The sequence below is a fragment of the Pseudonocardia nantongensis genome (assembly GCF_046546495.1).
Classification (GTDB): Bacteria; Actinomycetota; Actinomycetes; order Mycobacteriales; family Pseudonocardiaceae; genus Pseudonocardia; species Pseudonocardia nantongensis.
Map to the genome: position 1 here is coordinate 351,639 of NZ_JBKGXT010000001.1, position 22,665 is coordinate 374,303.

Genomic DNA, 22,665 nt, shown 5'->3' on the forward strand with positions numbered 1-22,665 from the left:
CGGAGGAGCGCTGGTCAGATGTATCAGGTTCGCGAGGCGGCCGACCCCGACGGCATCACCGAGACCGGGGAGCGCCCCGCCAGGGTTCCGGCCGAGGCCACGGACCACGCGCCGGTCGTCGACCTGCTGCCGCCGGAGCTGCTGGCGCAGGCCGTCGCCGGCGACCCGCACGCGGTCGCGCTGCTGCTGTCCAAGGTCCAGCCGCAGGTCGAGCGGTTCTGCCGGGCCCGGCTCGGCCGTCGGGAGACCACCCTCGGCTCTGCCGACGACGTCGCCCAGGACGTCTGCATGGCCGTCCTCTCGGTGCTGCCCGACTACCGGCTGTCCGGGATGTCGTTCCGGGCGTTCGTCTTCGGTATCGCCCGGCACAAGATCGCCGACGCGTTCCGTGCGATGTCGCGCAACCGCTGCGACGCCGTCGAGGAGCTGCCCGAGCGGATCAGCCGGGACGACGATCCCGAGCAGGTCGTGCTCGACGCCGAGCGCAGCGAGCGCCTCACTGACCTGCTGAACGTCTTGGGCCCGCGCCAGGTCGAGATCCTCACCCTGCGGGTGGCCGTCGGGCTGACCGCCGAGGAGACGGCCGCCGCCCTCGACTCCACCCCCGGCGCGGTCCGGGTCGCCCAGCACCGTGCGCTGCAGCGGCTGCGTCGCGAGCTCGACGAGCGTGCGGCCCGGCGTGCGGCCGCGAGCCCGTCCCCGCGGGTCGTGGCGGTGGCCCGCCGGTCCCGGGCCGCGGCCCCCGCCCCGCAGCCGGCCTCCGCCCCGCAGCCGGCCTCCGCCCCGCAGCCGGCCTCCGCCCCGCAGCCGGTTCTGCCCGCGCCCCGGCTCCCGGAGGAGGAACCGATCGCACTGCCCGTGGCGGTCTGACCCTCGCGGACAGACCGTCCCGGACAGCGGCCTGCCAGGTGCGGGAACCGGTCGACCCCCCGGTCCGGACCCGCACGGTGCGGGCCGCACGCGGCCGGTGGCCGGTGCACTCGGGCGCGCGCCGGCCACCGGCCGTCCCCCGTTCCGGGGGCGGTCCGTCACAGGCCCGGTGACCGGCGGAAACCGCCTCGCGCACGGGGAGTAACCTGGACGGCGATCTCCGCGGAGCCGGGGTGAGTGGACCGGGTGTCCCCGGATCCTCCCCGGCGCCCCGCGCCCGCCCGCCGTACGGTGTCCGGCGCCGGCGACCTCGTCGTCGCAGGCGCCGTCGCCGTACCCGTCACGAGAGACCCCCGGTGCAGACCCACGAGATCGTCCGCCGCTTCACCGCCCACTTCGAGAACGCCGGGCACACGCCCGTGCCGAGCGCGTCGCTGATCCTCGAGGATCCGCAGCTGCTGTTCGTCAACGCGGGCATGGTCCAGTTCAAGCCGTACTTCCTGGGCGACGTCCCGGCGCCGTACCCGCGCGCCACCTCGATCCAGAAGTGCGTGCGGACCCCGGACATCGACGAGGTCGGCAAGACCACCCGGCACACGACGTTCTTCCAGATGGCCGGGAACTTCTCGTTCGGCGACTACTTCAAGCGCGGCGCGATCGAGTTCGCCTGGACGCTGATCACGAACAGCCAGGACGCCGGCGGCTACGGCTTCGACCCGGAGCGGATCTGGGTCACCGTCTTCCACGACGACGACGAGGCCATCGGGCTGTGGAAGGAGATCGCCGGGCTTCCCGAGGGGCGGATCCAGCGCCGCGGCGGCGACGACAACTACTGGGACATGGGCGTGCCCGGTCCCGGCGGCCCCTGCTCGGAGATCTACTTCGACCGCGGCCCGGAGTTCGGCGCCGACGGCGGGCCGGAGGCCGACGAGGACCGCTACCTGGAGATCTGGAACCTCGTCTTCATGCAGGACGAGCGCGGCGAGCTGTCCCCGAAGAAGGGGCATCCGCCGGTCGGGACCCTGCCGCACAAGAACATCGACACCGGCATGGGTGTGGAGCGGGTCGCCTTCCTGCTGCAGGACGTCCACAACATCTACGAGACCGACCTGGTCCGCCCGGTGATCGCCAAGGCAGAGGAGCTCTCCGGCAAGCGCTACGGGGTGGACGCCGAGGACGACGTCCGGTTCCGCGTCATCGCCGACCACGCCCGGTCCTCGGTCATGATCGTCGGAGACGGCGTCACCCCCGGCAACGAGGGCCGCGGCTACGTGCTGCGCCGGCTGCTGCGCCGGATCGTGCGGTCGGCCCGGCTGCTCGGCGTCACAGGGCCGTGCCTGGCCGAGTTCGCGGCGGTCGTCCGGGACGCCATGTCGCCCACCTACCCGGAGCTGGCCTCCGACTTCGAGCGGATCGCGGCCGTCATCCAGGCCGAGGAGGACACCTTCCGGGCCACCCTGACGGCCGGCGAGAAGATCTTCGCCGGGGCCGTCACCGAGGCCCGCGAGCAGGGCCGGACGACGCTGCCCGGCGACCAGGCGTTCCAACTGCACGACACCTACGGCTTCCCGATCGACCTCACCCTGGAGATGGCCGCGGAGGCCGGGCTGGCCGTCGACCGGGAGCGGTTCACCGCCCTGATGGACTCCCAGCGCGCCCGCGCCAAGGCCGACGCCGCCGGGCGCAAGGTCGGCTTCGTCGACGCCTCGGTCTACCGGGCCGTGCTGGACACCCACGGGGCCACCGACTTCCTCGGCTACCAGTCACTGAGTTCGGAGGCCCGGGTCGTCGGGCTGCTGCGCGACGGGGCCACCGTCCCCGCCGCCGAGCAGGGCGAGCAGATCGAGGTGCTGCTCGACCGGACCCCGTTCTACGCCGAGGCCGGTGGCCAGCAGGCCGACACCGGCGTGCTGCGGGGCGGGTCGTTCGAGGTCCGGGTGGACGACGTCCAGTCCCCGGTGGCCGGGCTGCGGGTGCACCGCGGCGTGGTCACCGCCGGGACCGTCACCCTGGACGCCGAGATCGTCGCCGAGGTCGACCCGGCCCGCCGGGCCGCGGTCTCGCGCGCGCACACCGCCACCCACCTGGTGCACGCAGGCGTCCGCGGGGCGCTGGGCAGCTCCGCCGCGCAGGCCGGGTCGCTGAACGCCCCGGGCCGGCTGCGGTTCGACTTCACCTCGCCCACCGGCGCCGTCGACCCGGCCGCCCTGGTCGAGATCGAGGAGGAGGTCAACTCGGTCCTGCAGTCCGACCGGGAGATCCAGACCTACGAGACGAGCATGGACGAGGCGCGCAAGCTCGGCGCCATGATGCTGTTCGGCGAGAAGTACGGCGACCGGGTCCGGGTGGTCGACATGGGCGACTACTCGCGGGAGCTGTGCGGCGGCACGCACGTGCGCCGCACCGGCGAGCTCGGCATGGTCCGGGTGCTGTCCGAGGCCTCCATCGGCTCCGGCGTCCGCCGGGTCGAGGCCCTCGTCGGACTGGACGCCTTCCAGCACGCCACCACCGAGCACCTGCTGGTCAACCAGCTCGCCGACCAGCTCAAGGCGCGCCCGGAGGACCTGCCCGACCGGATCGGCGGCCTGGTGGAGCGGCTGCGCACCGCCGAGCGGGACCTGGAGAAGCACCGGGCCGAGGCCGTGCTGGCCTCCGCGGGCTCGCTGGCCGGGCAGGCCGAGGACCTGGACGGTACGGCGCTGGTCGCGGTCACCGCCCCGGACGGGGTGTCCGGCAACGACCTGCGGACCCTGGCGGCCGACGTCCGCGGCAAGCTCGGGAACCGGCCGGGCGTGGTCGCGCTGTTCGCCGTCGCGGACGGGAAGGTGTCGTTCGTCGTCGCCACCACCGCCGCGGCCCGGGACAACGGCCTGGCCGCCGGGAAGCTGATCCCCGAGTTCGCGCCGGCCGTCGGCGGGCGCGGCGGCGGCAAGCCGGACCTCGCCCAGGGCGGCGGCACCGACCCGTCCGGGGTCGACGCCGCGATCCAGAAGCTGCGCACCGCGATCCGTGCCTGAGCCCGCCCACCCCGTGACCTGGACCCGGGGGCGGCGGCTCGGGATCGACGTGGGCGCCGTCCGGGTCGGGGTCGCGATGTGCGACCCGGACGGGATCCTCGCCACCCCGGTGGAGACGGTCCCGCGGGATGCCGCGAACGGCGCCGACGTGCGGCGGATCGCGGAGCTGGTGGCCGAGCACGACGTCGTCGGCGTGGTGCTCGGCCTGCCGCGGAACCTGCGCGGCGAGGACGGCCCGGCGGCCGTCTCCGCGCGGGAGTTCGCCGAGGCGCTGCGGGCCGGGCTGGAGGTCCCGGTGCAGCTCACCGACGAGCGGATGACGACCGTCGTCGCCACCCGGCAGCTGTCCGGCAGGGGTGTGAAGGGACGCCGACAACGCGCTGTCGTCGACCAGCAGGCGGCGGTGGCGATCCTGCAGGGCTGGCTCGACACCGCCCGCTGAGCGGCGCAGACAGCACCGCCCGCTGAGCGGCGCAGACAGCACCGCCGTGGAGTCCGAGCGTCGGCCGCCCGGCCCGTGCCGGAGCGCCCATACCGCACGCAACGGCATGATCGGCCGGGGCCCCGGCGTCCCGCGCGCGCGTCGCACGGCCGTTACCCTCGACCGCGTGACCGGCGCCGGCGAGTTCGTGACGACCCGACGGTCCCGGAACCGGGACCGGACGTGAGTGCACCGGTGACCGCCCTGCCCGTCCGCACCCGCCCGCCGTCCGACCGGCACCGGCGACGCCGGTTGGTCCTGCTCGGCACGGCGTTGCTGGCCGGGGCCATGCTCGTGGCGGCCGCGGTGCTGCTGCTCGGCCCGGAGGACTTCCCCGGCGACGGCACCGGTTCGGTCGTGATCCGGGTGCAGCAGGGCGACTCGACCAGCGCGATCGCCCAGACCCTGGTCGACAGCGGCGTCGTCGCGTCCCGGGGGGCGTTCGTGAACGCCGCCGCCGACGAGGACGGCATCTCCCGGGTGCAGCCGGGCTTCTACGAGCTGCGGGAAGGGATGTCCGGCGCGTCGGCCGCCGAGGCGATGGTGGACCCGGACCGCCGGGTCGGGTTCATGGACGTCCGCGGCGGGGTGCAGCTCGACGACACCCGGGCTCCGGACGGCTCGGTCGCACCCGGCGTGCTCAGCCAGATCTCCGAGGCCACCTGCCTGGGCCGGGACACCGGCGAGCTGCGCTGCACCGGCGTCGACGAGCTGCGTTCGACGATGGCCGGCGCCGACCCCGCCGAGATCGGGGTGCCGGAGTGGGCGCACGAGGGTTTCCGGGCCGCCGCCCCGGAACGGCGGCTGGAGGGCCTGGTCGCCCCCGGCCCGTACGACATCGACCCGAACGGTTCCGCGACCGAGGTCCTGCGCGACGTGCTGGAGACGTCGTCGGAGCGGCTGGCGGCCGCCGGGCTCTCCGGCGACGGCGCCTACCGGACGCTGGTCCTCGCGTCGCTGGTGGAGAAGGAGGCCGTCCCGCAGGACATGCCACGGGTGGCCCGGGTGATCGAGAACCGGCTGCAGCAGGACCAGCGCCTGGAACTCGACTCGACCGTCAACTACCCGCTGGACGTGCAGGCGTTGCGGACGACCGCGGAGGCCCGCCGGGCCCCCGGGCCGTACAACACCTACCTGAACACCGGGCTGCCGCCGACGCCGGTCAGCTCGGTGTCGAACGGGGCGCTGGCCGCCGCCGAGGCCCCGGAGCCCGGGCCGTGGCTGTTCTTCGTCCGCTGCACCACCGAGGGTGCGTCGTGTTTCGCGGTCACCTACCCCGAGCATCAGGGCAACGTCGCCCGGGCGCAGGCCGCCGGCGCCTTCTGAGGCCCCGCAATCCTGCGCCGACCCTCCCGCTCGGTCCCGCGGGTTGGTACACCGGAACCCTCGTCATCGTCCACGCGAGGGAGCGGACCATGCGAGCGGTCGTCTACCGGGGGCGCGAGGACCTGGCCATCACCGACGTCCCGGAACCACCGGTCGGGCACGGGGAGGTCCGGCTGCGGGTCGGGGTCAACGGCATCTGCGGCACCGACCTGCACGAGTACTTCGCCGGACCGATCTTCATCCCGAACGGCGAGAAGCACCCGCTGACCGGCCGAGAGCTGCCGGTGACGCTGGGGCACGAGTTCTCCGGCACGATCGTCGAGATCGGGCCGGGCGTGGACGGGCACGTGGTGGGCGACCGGGTCGCCGTGATGCCGCTGTACTACTGCGGGACGTGCTCGCGCTGCACCGAGGGCCGCTACAACGTGTGCGCGCAGATCGGCTTCCACGGCCTGATGTCCGACGGCGGCATGGCCGAGACCACCGTCGTTCCGCAGCGCATGCTGCACACGCTTCCGGACGACGTGTCGCTGGAGCTGGGCGCGCTGGTGGAGCCGATGTCGGTGGCCTACCACGCGGCGAAGCTCGGGGCGGTCACGCCGGACTCGACGGCGGTGGTGTTCGGCGCCGGACCGATCGGGATCGGACTGTGGTTCGCGCTGCGGGGGTTGGGGCTGGAGCAGGTGCGGGTGGTCGAGCCGTCCGCGACCCGGCGGGCCGCCGTCGAGCGGCTCGGTGCCGCCACCCTCGACCCGGGGGCGGTGGACGTCCCGGCGGCCGTCGCCGACCTCACCGACGGGCGCGGTGCCGACGCCGTCTACGACGCGGCCGGGGTGCGGCCCGCCGTGCAGACGGCGCTGGCGAGCGTCGGCTCCGGAAAGCCGATGGTCAGCGTCGCGATCTACGAGACCCCGATCGAGACGCCGCTGATCAACCTGGTGATGGGGGAGTCCCGGATCCAGGGCTCGCTCTGCTACACGCACGAGGACTACGCCGCGGTGATCGCGATGATGGCGCGGGGGCACTACGACACCACCGGCTGGACGGAGAGGATCGCGCTGGGTGACGTCGTTGCGGAGGGGTTCGAGGCGCTGTACGCGGGCCGGAAGATGAAGGTGCTGGTCGACCCGACGGCCTGACCGCAGGCGCCGCCGTCACTGCCCCCAGAAGCCGGCCGGGGGCCTCGGTGACGGGACCGCGGACCCGTCCGTGACGACGGCGGCGCCGTCTGCGAGCGCGCGGGTGGCGTCGTCGTCGAGCACCCGGGCCGGGAACGGGTCGGCCGCGGCCCGGCGGACCAGTTCGGGGACCGGCAGCCCGGCGTCCGAGCCGGCCAGCACGAGGTTGCCGAACCGGCGCCCGCGCAGCACCTCCGGCGAGGCGATCAGCGCCAGCCCGGTGAACGCGGCGCCGAGCGTGGCGACCTGGCCGGGCAGGAACGGCCACGGCGCGCCGTCGCCGAGGTTCGCCACGTAGGTCCCGCCGGGGGCGAGCACCCGGCGCACCGCGGCGACGAACTCGGCCGTGGTCACCTGCGCCGGGGTCCGGGCGCCGGCGAACACGTCCAGCACCACCAGGTCGAAGCCGCCGCCGGGGAACCGCTCCAGGCTCGCGCGGGCCTCCGCGACGACCAGCGCCACCCCGTCGCCCCCGTCCGGTCCGGGCAGCCGGTGCGCGACCAGCTCGGCCAGCGCCGCGTCCAGCTCGACGACCGTCTGTGCCGACCCGGGGCGGGTCGCCGCCAGGTAGCGGGCCAGCGTCCACGCCCCGCCGCCCAGGTGCAGCACCCGCAGCGGTGCCGCCGGCGCCGCGATCCGGTCCGCGACGTGCGCGATCCGCCGCACGTACTCGAACTCCAGGTGCTCGGGATCGGCCAGGTCGACGTGCGACTGGGCGGTCCCGTCGAGCAGCAGCGTCCAGGACTGCGGCCGGTCCGGGTCGGCGACCAGCTCCGCGAACCCGTGGTCGACCTGTGCCCGGACGACCGCCGGCGCCTGCCGCTCTCCGCGCGGGGCACCGGTTCCCATGCGCCCCATCCTGCCCGGGTCCCGAGGCCCCGCTGCAGCGCCTGCCCGGGCTTGATCGCGGTCCGGGTACCGATCGGTGCCGTCACCGGCACCGATCGGTACCGGAACGGTGATCACCGAACGCCGGTGCCCGAGTTGTCCACAGGCCGGCAGCTCGTGGGTGCAACCGGGCGGATCCGGGTCAGGCTGGTTCCGTGACGACGATCCTGCTCGCGACGGCCGCCGGTGGCGCGGCCGGTGCCCTCGCCGGGGTGCCGACCCGGTGGCTGCTCACCCGGCTGCGCCGGGGTGCCGCGGTCGGCCCGCCCTGGTGTGAGCTGGCGCTGGGGCTGCTGTGGGGCGCCGGGGCCGCGGCGAGCGCGGTGGGGGTGCTCCCGGTCCGGGCGGTGCCGCTGCTCGGGGTGCTGTCCTGGCTGGCGGTGGCCGGGTCGGTCACCGACCTGCTCCGGCGCCGGCTGCCGGACGCGCTCACCCTGCCCGCGCTCCCCATGGTGTTGCTCGCGCTGGCTCCGGCCGGCGGCGCGGCGGTGCTGCGCGGCGCCGGGGGCGCGCTGCTGCTCGCCGGGGCGTACGCGACGGTGCACCTGGTCACGCCACGCGGGCTCGGCGCCGGGGACGTCAAGCTGGCGCTGCCGGTCGGGGCCGCGCTGGCCGGCGCGGGGTGGCCGGTGTTGCTCCTCGGCGTGGGGGCCGCGACGGTGCTGGGTGCCGGGGTGGCGGGACTGGTGGTCGGGGCCGGGTGGACCGGGTGGGGTGCCCGGCTACCGCACGGCCCGGTCCTCTTGGCGGCCGCGCTGCTCGCCGTGTCCGTGACGGTGGCCGGAGCCGGAGCCGGAGCCGGAGCCGGAGCCGGAGCCGGAGCCGGAGCCGGGGCCGGGGCCGTGCCGGAGACCGCGACCGGGACCGCGGGACCGGCGGGGCACGTCGGACCGGTCGGACCAGCCGCCACGGCCGCGGGCTGAGCGGGACCGCGGAGATGCAGGTGAGAGGATGGACGCCGTGCTGCGATGGATCACCGCCGGGGAGTCCCACGGCCCGGCCCTGGTGGGTGTGCTGGAGGGCATGGTCGCCGGAGTCGGGATCACCACGAAGGAGCTGCAGGCCGAGCTGGCCCGCCGCAAGCTCGGCTACGGCCGCAGCCCGCGGATGGCGTTCGAGGCCGACGAGCTCGAGGTGATCGGCGGCGTCCGGCACGGGGTCACCCAGGGCGGGCCGGTGGCCGTGCGGATCGGCAACACCGAGTGGCCCAAGTGGGAGACGGTGATGGCCGCCGACCCGGTGGACCCGGAGCTGATCGCGAACCGCGCTCGCAACGCCCCGCTGACCCGGCCCCGTCCCGGGCACGCCGACCTGGCCGGGATGACCAAGTACGGGTTCGACGAGGCCCGCCCGGTGCTGGAGCGGGCCAGCGCCCGCGAGACCGCGGCCCGGGTGGTCCTGGGCACCGTGGCCAAGGCGTTCCTGGAACAGGCGCTCGGGGTGACGGTGGTGTCGCACGTCGTCGGGATCGGCGCCGTCGACGCCCCGGACGACGAGCCGCTGCCCGGACCCGGCGACCTGGAGCGGATCGACGCGAACCCGGTGCGCGCGTTCACCGAGAGGACCGGCGCCCGGATGGCCGCCGAGATCGACGCCGCACACGAGGCGGGCGACACCCTGGGCGGGGTGCTCGAGGTGATCGCCTACGGGATGCCGGTCGGCGTCGGGTCCTACGTGCAGGCCGACCGCCGCCTCGACGCCCGGCTGGCGTCGGCGCTGATGGGGATCCAGGCCATGAAGGGTGTCGAGATCGGTGACGGGTTCCGCACCGCGCACCGCCGCGGCAGCGTCGCGCACGACGAGATGGTCCCGGCCGGCGGCCCGCACGAGGGCCCGGCCGGCACCGTGCCGGTGACCCGGCTGTCCAACCGGGCCGGTGGCGTCGAGGGCGGCATGACCAACGGCGAGCCGGTGCGGGTGCGGGTCGCGATGAAGCCGATCTCGACCGTGCCGCGGGCGCTGCGCACGATCGACACCGGCACCGGCGAGGAGGCCACCGCGATCCACCAGCGCTCGGACGCGTGCGCGGTGCCGCGGGCCGGCGTCGTCGTGGAGACGATGGTCGCGCTGGTGCTCGCCCAGGCCGCGCTGGAGAAGTTGGGCGGGGACTCGGTCGCCGAGACCCGGCGCAACGTCGCGGGCTACCTGGCCGGGGGCGAGCGGTGAGCGCCCCGGAGAACCCCGGCCCGGACCAGGACGGCCGTCCGTACCTGGTGCTGGTCGGCCCGCCCGGCTCCGGGAAGACGACGATCGGCACCCTGCTCGCGAACCGGCTGGGCCTGGCCTTCGCCGACACCGACGCCATGATCGTCGAGCGGATCGGCAAGCCGATCTCCGAGATGTTCGTGCAGGAGGGCGAGGCCGCGTTCCGGGCCCTGGAACGGCAGGTCGTGGCCGAACAGCTGCACGCCGGGCACGGCGTGCTCGCGCTGGGCGGCGGCGCGGTGCTGGCCGCCGAGACCCGGGAGCTGCTGGGCGAGCACCGGGTGATCGCGCTCGACGTCGACCTGGCCGACGGGATGCGGCGCACCGGGATGTCGACCGCCCGCCCGCTGCTGGCCGGGGTGAACCCGCGGGCGACGTTCCGGGCGCTGCTCGCGGACCGGGCCCCGCTCTACGCCGAGGTCGCGTCGGTGCAGGTCACGACCGCGCGCCGGAGCCCGAACCAGGTCGTCGCGCAGGTGCTGGCCGCGCTCGGTCTCGGGCCGGACGAGGTCCCGGACGCCGCGGCCGACGCCGACGACCCGCACGACCGGCCGACCACCCGGTCCGACGCGGCGCTGCCGGCCCCCGGCTTCGGCGCCCCCGCCGGTGCCGAGGGGAACGACCCCCAGCCGTCCGAACACGAGGTGGAGGCCCGGTGACGGGGCACGGGGCGACCGGTACGACGGTCGAGGTCGCCGCCGAGCGGCCGTACCCGGTGCTGGTCGGTCCCGGTGTCGCGGCCCGGCTCGCGGAGACCGTCGCCGGCATCGGTGCCGGGCGGGTCCTGCTGCTGCACCCGCCGACGCTGGCCGAGCGGGCCGACGCCGCCCGCGCCGAGCTCGCGGCCGCCGGCCTGAGCGCGTTCACACACCAGGTCCCGGACGCCGAGGGCGGCAAGTCGCTCGGGTCGCTCGCCGAGTGCTGGCAGGCCTGCGCCGACGCCGGCCTGACCCGCGCCGACGCCGTCGTCGGGCTGGGCGGGGGCGCGGTCACCGATCTCGCCGGGTTCGTCGCGGCGACCTGGATGCGCGGGATCGCCGCGGTGCACGTGCCGACCACGCTGCTGGCGATGGTCGACGCCGCGGTCGGGGGCAAGGCCGGGATCAACACCGCGGCAGGGAAGAACCTGGTCGGGGCGTTCCACGAGCCGTCCGCGGTGCTGGTGGACCTGGACACGCTGCGGACGCTGCCGCGGGAGGAACTGCGCGCCGGCTCGGCGGAGGTCTGGAAGGCCGGGTTCATCGCCGACCCGGTGATCCTGGACCGGGTACGGGCCGACCCCGACGCCGCGCTGGACCCGGCCGGTCCGGTGCTCGCCGAGCTGGTGGAGCGCGCGATCCGGGTGAAGGCCGACGTCGTCGGGGCGGACCTGCGCGAGTCGCACCTGCGCGAGATCCTCAACTACGGGCACACGCTCGGCCACGCGATCGAGCGCCGCGAGGACTACCGCTGGCGGCACGGCAATGCCGTCTCGGTCGGCCTGGTGTTCGCCGCCGAGCTGGCGCGCGCCGCCGGCCGGCTCGACGACGCGACCGCCGACCTGCACCGCGAGGTGCTGGGGCTGGTGGGGCTGCCGACGTCGTACGAGCCGGGCGTCCTCGACGAGCTCACCGCGACCATGCGCGGGGACAAGAAGTCCCGCGCCGGGACACTGCGGTTCGTCGTGCTGGACGGCCTGGCGAAGCCCGGCCGCCTGGAGGGGCCCGCCCCGGACCTGTTGCGGGCCGCCTACGCCGCGATCACCTGCTGAGCCGCGGCGGGGCACCGCAGCGCCTCCCGCCGGCTCGTCGGGAAGGATGGCCGACGTGGGTGACGAGATCCGGGACCCTGCCGCGGGCGGCGTCGCCGGGATGGTGGGGCGGCTGCGTCGGCTGCCCGACGACCGGCCCCGGCTCGCGCGCATCCGCCGGGCGGCCGAGCGTTACCGGCTGGAGCGGGGCAACCACCTGTCGGCGGCGGTCGCGTTCTACACCGTGATCGCGGCGGTACCGCTGCTGATGGCGATCTTCGCCGGGCTCGGGCTCCTGGTGTTCTGGCGCCCCACCTCGGAGGACGACCTGGCCCTCGCCGTCGCGGCGGTGCTGCCGACCGGTCTCAAGGCGGTCGTCGCGCCGGTGGTGGAGACGGCGGCCGAGCAGGGTGGCTCGCTGATCGGGATCGGGGCGGTCGGCGTGCTCTGGGCCGGCGCCACCTGGACCGCCTACCTGCGCGAGGCGTTGTCCGCGCAGTTCCGGCTCGCACCGCAGAAGATGACCTCGCCGCGGCGCTTCCTCCGGGATCTGTGGGCGCTCGGCGTGCTGGGTGCGGCCGTGCTGGGGTCCCTGGCGGTGACCGTCGCGGCTACCGGGCTCGCCGGTGTCAGCCTGGAACTGCTCGGCCTGCGCGACGCGCTCGGTGGCCGGATCGCGCTGCGTGTCCTGGGCGCCGTCGTGGTGGTACTGGTCGACTGGTTGGTGCTGTGCTTCGTGCTGTCCCGGCTACCCCGCACCCCGGTGCCGCTGCGCCGGGTGCTGCGCCCGGCCGCCGCCGGAGCGATCGCGCTGGAGCTGCTGAAGGTGGGCACCGCGCTGACCGTCGGCGCGGTGTCGGACACCGCGGGTGGTGCGGCCTTCGGCACCGTCCTCGCGACGCTGTTCTTCCTGTTCGTGGTGTCGCGCATCATCATCGTGCTGGCGGCGTGGATCGCCACCGACGGGACCGACGGGCCGGATCAGCCGAACGCGGCGACGAACTGCTCGGCCGAGGTGGCCCGGTAGACCATGTTCGTCTTCTGCACCTCGGCCAGCGGGGCGCTGGGGGCGTCCGAGTAGCGGTGCCCCGGGTAGACCGTCGGGTCGCCCTTGAGCGAGGCCAGCTGCTGCAGCGAGTGGTACATCTGCGCCGAGTCGCCACCCGGGAAGTCGGTGCGCCCACAGCCCTGCAGGAACAGCGTGTCCCCGGCGACCAGCTTGTCGCCGTCCGGGTCCTGGAGCAGGAAGCACTGGCTGCCGGGGGTGTGGCCCGGGGTGTGCAGCAGCCGGATCCGCAGCGACCCGACCTCCACGACGTCGTCGTGGTCGTGCGGGGTGAGGTCGGTCGCCGACAGCCCGGTCACCTTCGTGACGTACTCGGCCTCGGTCCGCTGCACGTGCACCGGCACCGGGTGCTTCCCGAGCAGGTCGGCCAGCCCGACCAGGTCGAAGCCCATCATCGAGCCGCCGACGTGGTCCGGGTGGTGGTGGGTGGCGAGCACGCCGGTCAGCCGCATGCCGTCGGCGTCGAGCGCGGCCAGCAGCTCGTCGGGGGAGTAGGCCGGGTCGACGACGACCGCCTCCCCGGTCCCCGAGTCCCCGATCAGGTACGAGAAGTTGACCATCTGGGTGGCCACGGGGTCTCCGGTGGCGTAGTCCTGCCCGGAGAGCATCTGACGGAAGTACAGGCCCATGCGTCGATCCTAGGGCCCCGCGTGCACACCGTGCGCAGGCCGGGCTTGACAGCGTATTGTGAGCGCTCACAATGCAGTGAACGACCGCCCCTCTCCGGCGGTGCACCCGGTGTCGACGACGAGATGGTGGAGCGTGCTGGATCCGAGCGGCCTCCGGGACGTCCGCGAGTGTTCGAGCCCGTGAACGAATCCAGGTCGCTGCTCGTCGAGCGCCCGGGCGAGATCCGGATCGTCACCGGTGCGCCGTTCGGCGCACCGGGACACGACGAGGCGCTGGTCCGGGTCGCCTACGCCGGGATCTGCGGGTCCGATCGCGAGCTGGTGGCCGGGACCCGTGCCCCGGGTTATGTCCGGTACCCGGTCGTCCCGGGCCACGAGTGGTCCGGCACAGTCGTCGACCTCGGGCCGGAGGCCGACCCGCGGCTGCTCGGTCGCAAGGTGGTCGGTGAGGGCTTCCGGTACTGCGGGCGATGCACCGCCTGCCGGCGCGGCGACACCAACCTCTGCCTGTCCGGCTACGACGAGACCGGCTTCACCCGCCCGGGCGCCTGCGCCGACCTGCTGCGCCTGCCCGCCCGGCTGCTGCACCCGCTGCCCGACGACGCCGACCTGCGAGCCGCGGCACTCGTCGAGCCGGCCGCCTGTGTCGCCGATGCGGTGCGCGTGGCCAGGCTGTCGCCCGGCGAGCGGGTCGCGGTCGTCGGCGGCGGCACCCTCGGGCTGCTGGCCGTGCAGCTGGCGGCGGCCCACACACCGTCCGAGCTGCTCGTCGTCGATCCGCGACCGCGGCCGGTCGCTGCGGCCTGCGGCGCGAGCGGGGTGCTGAGTCCCGACCAGGCCGACCGGTACCGCGGCACGTTCGACGCGGTGATCGAGTGCGCCGGCACCTACGGCACCGGGCGGGCGGCGATCTCGCTCCTGCGCCGGGGCGGTCGCGTCGTGCTGACCGGGCTCAACGGCGGAGCGGACGTCGCACTGTCGCCGGCCGAGCTGGTCGCCCGTGCGGTGACGGTGCGAACCGTCTTCGGGGCCCCCTCCCGGGCCTGGTCCGACGCGGTGGCCGCGCTCGGCGACGGCCGGCTGCGCCCGGAACCCCTGATCAGCGACGAGCTTCTACTCGACGACGCCGGCACGGCGCTCGCGCCGGACGCGGCCGTCCCCGACGGCAAGGTGTTGCTTCGCCCGTGACCCGTAACCTTCGCGCGGCGCCGGTGACCGGCCCGGCCGCCACGCACGGCGAGGGGCCGGTCTGGCACCCGTCCTTCGCCGGTGTCCGGTGGGTCGACATGCTCGCCGGTGACATGCTGGAGCTCCCCCCGGACGGGACGACCGTGCGCCGCCACGTCGCGGACGTCGCGGCCGCCTTCCGCCCGCGGCGCGACGGCGGGCTGGTGCTCGCGACCGAGCGCGGGTTCGCCCTGCTCGACGTGGACGGGCACCTGCAGCGTGACCTCGGCCCGCTATGGCAGGACCCGGACGTCCGGATGAACGACGGCGGCTGCGACCCTTCCGGTGCGTTTTGGTGCGGCTCGATGGCCTACGACGAGCGCCCCGGCGCGGGCACCCTGTACCGGCTCGGCACCGACCTCGTCGCTCGGCCGGCGCTGCGCGGCGTCACGATCTCCAACGGGTTCGCGTTCTGCCCGGACGGCACCCGGGTGTACTACGTGGACACCCCGACCGGCCGGGTCGACGTGTTCGACCACGACTCCGCCGCGGGTGCGGACGGCCTGCACCGCCGCCGCCCCGTGATCGAGATTCCGCCGTCGGCGGGGGCGCCGGACGGCATCACCGTGGACCAGGACGGTGGCATATGGGTGGCCCTGTGGGGCGGCGGGGCGGTGCGCCGCTATCGTCCCGACGGCATGTTGGACGCCGTCGTGGAGCTTCCGGTGTCGCAGGTGACGGCGTGCACGTTCGGCGGGCCGGACCTCGGCACGCTGTACGTGACGACGTCGATGCAGGGGCCGGCGGGTGCGGACCGGCCGCCGGCCGGGGCCCTGTTCGCCGTGCGCCCGGGCACCCGGGGGCTGCCGGTGGCGGAGTTCGCGGGCCGGCCCTGACCGGACGTTCGGGCGGGTGACGACGGGGGGATCGCGCATGGTGGGCAGGACGGCCCGGGGCCCCTCCATGTTCGACGTCGCAAGGCTCGCCGGTGTCTCGCATCAGACCGTCTCGCGGGTGCTCAACGACCACCCGAACGTCCGCGCGGCCACCCGCAGCCGCGTCCGGTCGGCGGTCGACGAGCTCGGCTACCGGCCGAACCGGGCCGCCCGCACCCTGGTCACCGGCCGGGACCGGGTGATCGGGATCGTCGCCCCGCAGTCGACGCTGTTCGGTCCGGTGTCGCTGCTCGCCGCGTTCGAGGAGCAGGCGGTCGCGGCGGGGTTCGGCGTGAGCGTCGTCCGGGTGCGTGATCTCGACGGTCCCTCGGTCGGCGCGGCGGTCGGCCGGCTGCTCGACGCCCAAGTCTCCGGCATCGTCGTGATCGCCCCGGTCGTCGGGGTGGCCGAGGCGCTCGACGCGATGCCCGGCGACGTCCCGCTGGTGACCGTAGACGGCGACCCGGCCCGCCCGTGTCCTCTGGCGACGGTGGACCAGCTCGAGGGCGGGCGGCTGGCGACCGAGCACCTGCTCGAGGCCGGGCACCCGACGGTGTGGCACGTGGCCGGCCCAGAGCACTGGTTCGATGCCGCCGGACGCGCCGAGGGTTGGCGGGCCGCCCTGCGCGCCGCGGGCGCCGACGTCCCCCCGGTCGTCCCGGCCGACTGGAGCCCGGATGCCGGGTACCGGGCCGGGCAGTTCCTCGGCCGCATGCCCGAGGTGACAGCCGTGTTCACCGCCAACGACGCGCTCGCGACCGGCCTGCTGCACGCCCTGCACGACCTGGGACGCCGGGTGCCGGAGGAGATCAGCCTCGTCGGGTTCGACGACATCCCGACCTCGGCGCACCTCGTGCCGCCGCTGACCACCGTGCGTCCCGACTTCGAGGCAGTGGCCTGCGAGGCGCTCGACCTGCTCGTGCGCGACGTCGGTGACGGCGCCGGCGAGGGCCGCGCAGTCCCGACGGAGGGACCCGGCGCACACCGCCGGGTCTCGCCGGTGCTGGTGCCGCGGGACAGCGTCGCCCCGCGGCCCGCCCGCTGAGCCGCCCCGCCCCGCGCGCCCGGTCGTGCCCGCAGGACTGCTGTCATCGATCCCAGCGCTCCCGGACGGCGCGGGACTGTCGCCCTCCCAGCCAGATGCGTTAGCGTTAACATCGCGTTGCTGCCACCCGATCGGGAGGACACATGGACGTGTCGGACGACGGTCTGCGGCTGTCGCTGAACTGGCTGGACGGGTCGATCCTGGCGATCTACTTCGTGGTCGTGGTCGGGATCGCGGTGGCCGCCCGCCGGAGCGTGCGGACCAGCCTGGACTTCTTTCTGTCCGGGCGGTCGCTGCCGGCGTGGGTGACGGGCCTGGCCTTCGTCTCGGCGAACCTGGGCGCGATCGAGATCCTCGGCATGGCGGCCAACGGCGCGCAGTACGGCGCCTACACGGTGCACTGGTACCTGATCGGCGCGATCCCGGCCATGGTCTTCCTCGGCCTGGTGATGATGCCCTTCTACTACAACTCGAAGGTGCGCAGCGTCCCGGAGTTCCTGCTGCGGCGGTTCGGGCCGTCGTCGCACCTGCTGAGCGCGCTGCTGTTCTCGATCGCCTCGATCCTCATCGCCGGGGTGAACCTGTTCGCGTTGGCGATCGTGCTGCGCGCGCTGATCGGCTGGCCGCTGCCGCTGTCGATCGTGCTGGCCGGGGCGTTCGTGCTGGTCTACATCGTGATCGGCGGGCTGACCTCGGCCATCTACAACGAGGTGCTGCAGTTCTTCGTGATCATCGCCGCGCTCGTGCCGCTGACCGTGCTCGGCCTGGTCCGGGTCGGTGGCATCGACGGGCTGACTGCGCGGGTCACCGAGACGCTCGGGCCCGACTTCCTCACCGCCTGGAACGGCACCGGGATCGGGAGTGAGAACCCGCTCGGCGCGAACTGGCTGACGATCGTGCTCGGCCTGGGCTTCGCGGTGTCGTTCGGCTACTGGACGACGAACTTCGCCGAGGTGCAGCGGTCGCTGTCGGCGAAGAACCTGTCCGCGGCCAAGCGGACGCCGCTGATCGCGGCGTTCCCGAAGATGGTGATCCCGGCGATCGTCGTGCTGCCCGGGATCATCGCGGTGGTCATCGAGCCCGGGATGGGCGGCGAGGGCGCCGCCTACACCTACAACGACGCGATCCCGCTGCTCATGCGCGACCTCTTGCCCAACGGGGTGCTCGGCCTGGCCGTCACCGGCCTGATGGCGTCGTTCATGGCCGGCATGGCGGCCAACGTCTCCAGCTTCAACACGGTCTTCACCAACGACGTCTGGCAGGCCTACCTCAAGCCGAACATGCCGGACGCGCACTACCTGCGCACGGGGCGCGTCGTCACCGTCGTCGGCGTCGTCGCGGGGATGGGGACGGCGTTCATCGCCGCCGGGTTCAGCAACATCATGAACTACCTGCAGACGCTGTTCTCATTCTTCAACGTGCCGCTGTTCGCGGTGTTCATCCTGGCGCTGTTCTGGAAGCGGATGACCGCACCCGCCGGGTTCTGGGGCCTGCTCGCCGGCACGGTCGCCCCGGTGCTGTTCTACCTGTCCTACCGCGCCGGGTGGATCGACCCGGGTTCCGATCAGGGCACCAACATGATCGCTGCGATCATCGCGTTCGTGGTGGGGACCGGGGTCGCGGCCCCCGTCTCGCTGGCCACCCGGCCCAAGACCGACGCCGAGCTCGACGGGCTGGTCTACACCCGCGCCGCCGTCGCCGACCGCGGGGAGGTCGCCGCAGGCGACGACGCCTGGTATCGGCGCCCCGCGCTGCTGGGCTGGTCGGCAATCGTGCTCGCGGTCGTCTGCTACCTGCCCTTCACCGTCTGACCGGCCCCGCGTCCGAGGAGGAGACCCGTGAGCGACATCGACCGGACCACCCCCGCCCACGGCACCGACCCCGCCACCGCCGGCGGTCGCCGGAGCCGCGTGTTCGACATCCGGGCCGTGATCGCCGCGGTGTTCACCGCGTACGGGATACTCGTGGGCGCGGCCGGGATCTCGCCCAACCCGGCCGGGCTGGTGAAGTCGCAGGGCATCAACATCAATCTCTGGACCGGTGCCGGGATGCTGGTGGTCGCCGCGCTGTTCTGGCTGTGGCTGTGGCTGCGGCCGTTGACCACGGCCGGTGACCCCGCGCCCTAGGGCCGCCGCCGACTACGGTCACGCGCATGTCCTGCCCGCACGCCCGGCGCCGCGACGCCCTGCGCGCCCTGCTGACCACCGCCGGTCTGGACGCGGTACTGGTCACCGACCTGCTCGACGTCCGCTACCTGACCGGCTTCATGGGCTCGAACGCCGCCGCCGTGGTCGCCGCCGACCCCGGCGACGACCTGCTGTGCACCGACGGGCGGTACCGGATCCAGGCCGCGCGGGAGTGCCCCGGCCTGCGCGTCGTGGTCGACCGGCCGAGCGCGCCGGCCGCGGCCGTGACCGTCGCCGCCGGCCGGACGCTGGGCTACGACTCCGCGACGCTCACCGTGGACGGCCTGGCCGCGGTCCGCGACGCCGTCCCCGGGCGGCGGCTGCGCCGGGCCCCCGGCCTGGTCGGGCAGCTGCGGGCGATCAAGGACGATGCCGAGGTGGCGGTCCTGCGCGCCGCCTGCGAGCTCGCCGACACCGCCCTGACCGGCCTGCTCGACGCCGGCGGGCTGGCGCCCGGGCGCACCGAGCGGGAGGTGGCCGCGGACCTGGAGGACCGGATGCGCCGGCTCGGCGCGGCAGGGCCGGCGTTCGAGACGATCGTCGCGGCCGGTCCGCACTCGGCCGTCCCGCATCACCGGCCGACCGGCACCGAGCTGCGCCCCGGCGACCTCGTGAAGATCGACTTCGGGGCGGAGCTGGACGGTTACCACTCGGACACCACCCGGACGTTCTGCCTGGGCCGGGCCGCGGACTGGCAGCGGGAGCTGCACGCGCTGGTCGACCGGGCCGCCGCGGCGGGCCGGGCCGCGCTGGCCGACGGCGCGACCGTGGCCTGCGTCGACGCCGCGGCCCGGGACGTGATCGCCGCCGCCGGGCACGCCGAGGAGTTCCCGCACGGTCTCGGGCACGGCGTCGGGCTGGCGGTGCACGAGCCGCCGTGGCTGTCGAGGTCGGGCACCGGGTCGATCGCCGCCGGTCAGGTGGTGACGGTCGAGCCCGGCGTCTACCTGGAGGGCCGCGGCGGCGTCCGGATCGAGGACACCCTGCACGTCGTCCCCGGCGCCCCCGCGATCCCCCTCACCTCCCTCCCGCGCACCCTGGTCGAACTCTGACCCACCCCCGCGTCGTGGAGCCCTGATGCGGAGGCGTGGCGTGGGAGCGGGAGTGGATCAGTGCCGGCCCAGGGCCTCGCGCCAGGGGACGGCCGAGCCGAGCCGCAGCACCGAGCGGTGGTAGATCCGCGCGCTCACCCAGGCCAGGGCGACCACGGCGAGCAGCATGAACAGCACCGTCGCGACGATCTGGAGCACGGTCGCCGAACCGTCGGCGATCCGCAGCGGCATCAGGATCGCCGAGAACGGCGGGATCCAGGACAGCACGGTCGCCGGCGGCGCGTCCGGCGACCCGACGTAGTAGAAGGCGGCGCCGTAGAGCAGGAACAGGCTCAGCATCAGCGGTCCGGTGGTGGAGTTGATGTCCTCCTGCCGGGAGACCATCGAACCCGCCGCCGCGTACAACACGGCGTAGAACAGGAAGCCGAGCACGAACCAGCCGAGCACGCTCGCGAACACCCCGACGGCGGTGCCGGTGAGGGTCAGGACCCCGGTCCCGATGCCCGCCGCGAGCCCGACGACGCCGTAGAGGGTCAGCTGCAGCAACCCGACCGCGCCGATGCCCAGAACCTTGCCCCACAGCAGGTGCAGAGGCCGGATCGTGGACAGCAGCAGCTCGACGACCCGGCTGGACTTCTCCTCGACGACCCCCATGGCGACGTAGGTGCCGAACCCGAGGATCTGACCGAACAGCAGGAACAGCGCGACGAGGCTCAGCGCCGTCCGCTGCCCGGCCTCCGGGTCGGGCGGGTCCAGCGCGTCGACGGTGAGGACGGCGGGCGCGGTGCTGCGGTCCAGGGTGTCCGGGGCGACGCCGAGCCCGGTCAGCGCGGTGTCACGGGCCTGCCGTTCCAGGGCGGCGTCGAGGACCGTGCGGACCTCGGCCGGCACCTCCTCGTCGACGATCGCGACGGCGCCGTCGGCCGCCGGGAGCACGGCGACGTCCAGGTCTCCGGCCGCCACGCCATCCCGGCCGGCGTCGGCCGAGTCGATCGGCCGGACCTCGACCGGCAGGCCGAGCCGGTCCCCGGCCCCGGTGACCGCGGCCGCGAGCGGCGGGTCACCGGCCACGCCGACGGACGGGCGGTCGTCGGCACCGGCGCCGCCGAAGACCGAGAACGCCACGATCCCGCCGGCGATCACCAGCAGCACGATCGCATTGCTGATCACGAAGCTCTTCTTGACGACCTGGGCGCGGAACTCGCGCCGGGCGACGAGCGCGACGGCCCGCGGGGCGGGGAGCGCCATCAGGAGACCACCTCGCGGTAGAGATCGGTGAGGGACGGGGTGCGCCGGGTGAACCCGTGCACCGGACCGGTCGCGAGGGCGGCGGCGAGCACGTCCTGGTCGTCGGTGCGGTCCTCGAGCAGCAGGGTCGTGCGGCCCCCACCGGCCTCGACGACCCGCACGCCGGGCAACCCGTCGGCCCAGCCGGGCGGGGCGGCGGGGGCGTGCACCTCGAGCCGGACGCCGCCGGTGCCGCGGACCTCGCCGACCGTCCCGACGGTCCGCATCCGGCCGGCCACGATGATCCCGACCCGGTCGCACAGCCGCTGGACGAGGTCGAGCTGGTGGCTGGAGAACAGCACCGGCACGCCGGCCCGGGCCTTCTCCCGCAGGACCTCGCTCATCACGTCGACCGCGACCGGGTCGAGCCCGGAGAACGGCTCGTCGAGCACGAGCACGGCCGGGTCGTGGACCAGCGCGGCCGCCAGCTGGACCCGCTGCTGGTTGCCCAGGCTCAGGGCGTCGACCGTGCTCGCGAGCCGGGACCCGATACCGAGGCGTTCGGCCCAGCGGGCGGCGGCGCAGCGGGCGTCCGCCCGCCTGACGCCGTGCAGCTCGGCCAGGTAGCTCAGCTGCTCGCCGATCTTCATCTTCGGGTAGAGCCCGCGTTCCTCGGGCATGTAGCCGATCGTGGCGCGGACGTCCAGGTCGACCGGACGGCCGCCGAGCCGGACCTCGCCGGCGTCGGCGGCCAGCACGCCGAGTGCGATCCGCATGGTGGTGGTCTTGCCGGCGCCGTTGGAGCCGACGAAGCCGAAGATCTCGCCGGGCCGGACGTCGAAGGAGACGTCGTGCAGCGCCACGGCCGTGCCGTACCGCTTGGCCAGCGAGTCGATCTCGAGTGTCATGGTTGGGCCCGACTCGCTCAGAGGAACAGGGTGGCGATCAGGAAGCCGGAAGCGTTGAACACCGCGTGCGCGACGACCGCGGGCCAGATCGAGCGGGAGCGCTCGTAGAGCAGCGCGCAGACCACGCCGAGCAGGAACGCGATCACCAGCACGACGTTGATCCCGTGCGCGAGCGCGAAGATCGCCGAGCTGGCCGGGACCGCGACCCACACCCCGTAGCGGCGCAGCGCGCCGTATCCGATCCCGCGGAACAGCAGCTCCTCGGCGACCGGCACGAGGACCGCGCCGGTCAGCATCACCCCGGACAGGACCAGCAGCGAGCCACCGGTGAGTGCCTCGCCGAGGAACGCCTGCGGGTTCGAGAAGTCCCCGGTGACCTGCTGGTAGCCCCAGCCGAGCCCGGACGCCAGCGCCCGGCAGAGGAGCCCGGCGGCGACGCCGGCCAGCAGCAGGCCCGGCGTCGTCCGGCGCAGGCCGATCGCGGGCAGCCACCGGACCCGCAGCGCGAGCACCCCGAGGACCGTGGCCAGGGTGGCCGCACCGGTCACCGCGAGCACCGGCGTGGCAGGCGGGAACCCGCCCGGCCCGTCGAGACCGCCGGTGCCGAGGAACAGCAGGATGCCGAGCCCGACGCTCAGGCCCAGGTAGAGCGGGACGGCGACGAGCAGCTCGGTCCAGCCCACCGACGGACCGCGCGGACGCCCGGCGCCCACCCGCGGTGCGGGCGGGACCGCACCCCCCGATGCCGTCCCGCCC

20 protein-coding genes and 1 pseudogene are annotated in these 22,665 nt (G+C 74.7%); 16 read left to right on the forward strand and 5 right to left on the reverse strand.

Annotated elements, in window-relative coordinates:
• Positions 1 to 123: 123 nt before the first annotated feature.
• From shbA to ACLFMI_RS01555, 5 genes and pseudogenes are all read left to right on the forward strand, one after another.
• Positions 124 to 660 (forward strand): annotated as a pseudogene (gene shbA, locus ACLFMI_RS01535) (RNA polymerase sigma factor ShbA); the annotation flags it as partial.
• A gap of 566 nt (positions 661 to 1,226) precedes the next feature.
• Complete coding sequence (gene alaS / locus ACLFMI_RS01540) at positions 1,227 to 3,887, forward strand: alanine--tRNA ligase (protein ID WP_410945865.1); 2,661 nt, start codon at positions 1,227 to 1,229, stop codon at positions 3,885 to 3,887.
• A 13-nt stretch (positions 3,888 to 3,900) separates the two neighbouring features.
• Complete coding sequence (ruvX, locus tag ACLFMI_RS01545; RefSeq protein ID WP_410945866.1) at positions 3,901 to 4,329, forward strand: Holliday junction resolvase RuvX; 429 nt, start codon at positions 3,901 to 3,903, stop codon at positions 4,327 to 4,329.
• A 222-nt stretch (positions 4,330 to 4,551) separates the two neighbouring features.
• A complete protein-coding gene (locus ACLFMI_RS01550; RefSeq protein ID WP_410945867.1) occupies positions 4,552 to 5,694 on the forward strand; it encodes an endolytic transglycosylase MltG in 1,143 nt (380 codons plus the stop codon).
• Positions 5,695 to 5,783: 89 nt separating this feature from the next.
• Complete coding sequence (locus ACLFMI_RS01555) at positions 5,784 to 6,833, forward strand: 2,3-butanediol dehydrogenase (protein WP_410945868.1); 1,050 nt, start codon at positions 5,784 to 5,786, stop codon at positions 6,831 to 6,833.
• A gap of 15 nt (positions 6,834 to 6,848) precedes the next feature.
• On the opposite strand, the gene ACLFMI_RS01560 is transcribed toward ACLFMI_RS01555, so the two are convergent.
• Complete coding sequence (locus tag ACLFMI_RS01560) at positions 6,849 to 7,721, reverse strand: spermidine synthase (protein WP_410945869.1); 873 nt, start codon at positions 7,719 to 7,721, stop codon at positions 6,849 to 6,851.
• A 194-nt stretch (positions 7,722 to 7,915) separates the two neighbouring features.
• Between ACLFMI_RS01560 and ACLFMI_RS01565 the strand changes: the two genes are divergently transcribed.
• The 5 genes from ACLFMI_RS01565 to ACLFMI_RS01585 are packed head-to-tail and all read left to right on the forward strand — an operon-like array spanning position 7,916 to position 12,721.
• Positions 7,916 to 8,683 (forward strand): prepilin peptidase, encoded by a 768-nt coding sequence (locus tag ACLFMI_RS01565; RefSeq protein ID WP_410945870.1) that lies wholly within the window; start codon positions 7,916 to 7,918, stop codon positions 8,681 to 8,683.
• Between the two features lie 37 nt (positions 8,684 to 8,720).
• Positions 8,721 to 9,926 carry a chorismate synthase gene (aroC, locus tag ACLFMI_RS01570; protein ID WP_410945942.1) on the forward strand — a complete coding sequence of 402 codons (1,206 nt, stop codon included), beginning with the start codon at positions 8,721 to 8,723 and terminating at the stop codon, positions 9,924 to 9,926.
• A complete protein-coding gene (locus tag ACLFMI_RS01575) occupies positions 9,923 to 10,624 on the forward strand; it encodes a shikimate kinase (protein WP_410945871.1) in 702 nt (233 codons plus the stop codon). Before aroC ends, ACLFMI_RS01575 begins: the two co-directional genes overlap by 4 nt.
• Positions 10,621 to 11,715 (forward strand): 3-dehydroquinate synthase, encoded by a 1,095-nt coding sequence (gene aroB / locus ACLFMI_RS01580; protein ID WP_410945872.1) that lies wholly within the window; start codon positions 10,621 to 10,623, stop codon positions 11,713 to 11,715. Before ACLFMI_RS01575 ends, aroB begins: the two co-directional genes overlap by 4 nt.
• A 55-nt stretch (positions 11,716 to 11,770) precedes the next feature.
• Positions 11,771 to 12,721, forward strand: a complete 951-nt coding sequence (locus tag ACLFMI_RS01585; protein ID WP_410945873.1) for a YihY/virulence factor BrkB family protein — start codon at positions 11,771 to 11,773, stop codon at positions 12,719 to 12,721.
• On the opposite strand, the gene ACLFMI_RS01590 is transcribed toward ACLFMI_RS01585, so the two are convergent.
• On the reverse strand, positions 12,676 to 13,389 hold the full coding sequence (locus ACLFMI_RS01590) for an MBL fold metallo-hydrolase (protein ID WP_410945874.1): 714 nt from the start codon (positions 13,387 to 13,389) through the stop codon (positions 12,676 to 12,678). The genes ACLFMI_RS01585 and ACLFMI_RS01590 overlap by 46 nt on opposite strands.
• 180 nt (positions 13,390 to 13,569) lie before the next feature.
• On the opposite strand from ACLFMI_RS01590, the gene ACLFMI_RS01595 reads away from it, so the two are divergent.
• The 6 genes from ACLFMI_RS01595 to ACLFMI_RS01620 all read left to right on the forward strand — a co-directional run bounded on the left by ACLFMI_RS01595 (position 13,570) and on the right by ACLFMI_RS01620 (position 19,774).
• The gene (locus ACLFMI_RS01595) at positions 13,570 to 14,577 is read left to right on the forward strand and encodes a zinc-dependent alcohol dehydrogenase (protein WP_410945875.1); all 1,008 of its coding nucleotides are present in this window, start codon (positions 13,570 to 13,572) and stop codon (positions 14,575 to 14,577) included.
• On the forward strand, positions 14,574 to 15,452 hold the full coding sequence (locus ACLFMI_RS01600) for an SMP-30/gluconolactonase/LRE family protein (RefSeq protein ID WP_410945876.1): 879 nt from the start codon (positions 14,574 to 14,576) through the stop codon (positions 15,450 to 15,452). The genes ACLFMI_RS01595 and ACLFMI_RS01600 overlap by 4 nt, the downstream gene beginning before the upstream one ends.
• 37 nt (positions 15,453 to 15,489) lie before the next feature.
• The gene (locus ACLFMI_RS01605; protein WP_410945877.1) at positions 15,490 to 16,536 is read left to right on the forward strand and encodes a LacI family DNA-binding transcriptional regulator; all 1,047 of its coding nucleotides are present in this window, start codon (positions 15,490 to 15,492) and stop codon (positions 16,534 to 16,536) included.
• 143 nt (positions 16,537 to 16,679) lie between these two features.
• Positions 16,680 to 18,347, forward strand: coding sequence for a sodium:solute symporter family protein (locus ACLFMI_RS01610; RefSeq protein WP_410945878.1), 1,668 nt, complete (start codon positions 16,680 to 16,682; stop codon positions 18,345 to 18,347).
• Between the two features lie 27 nt (positions 18,348 to 18,374).
• Complete coding sequence (locus ACLFMI_RS01615) at positions 18,375 to 18,662, forward strand: hypothetical protein (RefSeq protein WP_410945879.1); 288 nt, start codon at positions 18,375 to 18,377, stop codon at positions 18,660 to 18,662.
• Positions 18,663 to 18,688: 26 nt separating this feature from the next.
• Positions 18,689 to 19,774 (forward strand): M24 family metallopeptidase, encoded by a 1,086-nt coding sequence (locus tag ACLFMI_RS01620; RefSeq protein WP_410945880.1) that lies wholly within the window; start codon positions 18,689 to 18,691, stop codon positions 19,772 to 19,774.
• A gap of 57 nt (positions 19,775 to 19,831) precedes the next feature.
• Here ACLFMI_RS01620 and ACLFMI_RS01625 read toward each other — a convergent pair whose 3' ends face one another.
• Genes ACLFMI_RS01625 through ACLFMI_RS01635 form a run of 3 tightly spaced genes read right to left on the reverse strand, consistent with a single transcriptional unit; the run spans position 19,832 to position 22,592 of the window.
• Entirely contained in the window at positions 19,832 to 21,022 is a 1,191-nt protein-coding gene (locus tag ACLFMI_RS01625) for an ABC transporter permease (RefSeq protein ID WP_410945881.1), read from the reverse strand.
• Entirely contained in the window at positions 21,022 to 21,909 is an 888-nt protein-coding gene (locus ACLFMI_RS01630) for an ABC transporter ATP-binding protein (RefSeq protein ID WP_410945882.1), read from the reverse strand. The genes ACLFMI_RS01625 and ACLFMI_RS01630 overlap by 1 nt, the downstream gene beginning before the upstream one ends.
• Before the next feature lie 17 nt (positions 21,910 to 21,926).
• Positions 21,927 to 22,592, reverse strand: coding sequence for a CPBP family intramembrane glutamic endopeptidase (locus tag ACLFMI_RS01635; protein WP_410945883.1), 666 nt, complete (start codon positions 22,590 to 22,592; stop codon positions 21,927 to 21,929).
• Positions 22,593 to 22,665 lie beyond the last annotated feature (73 nt).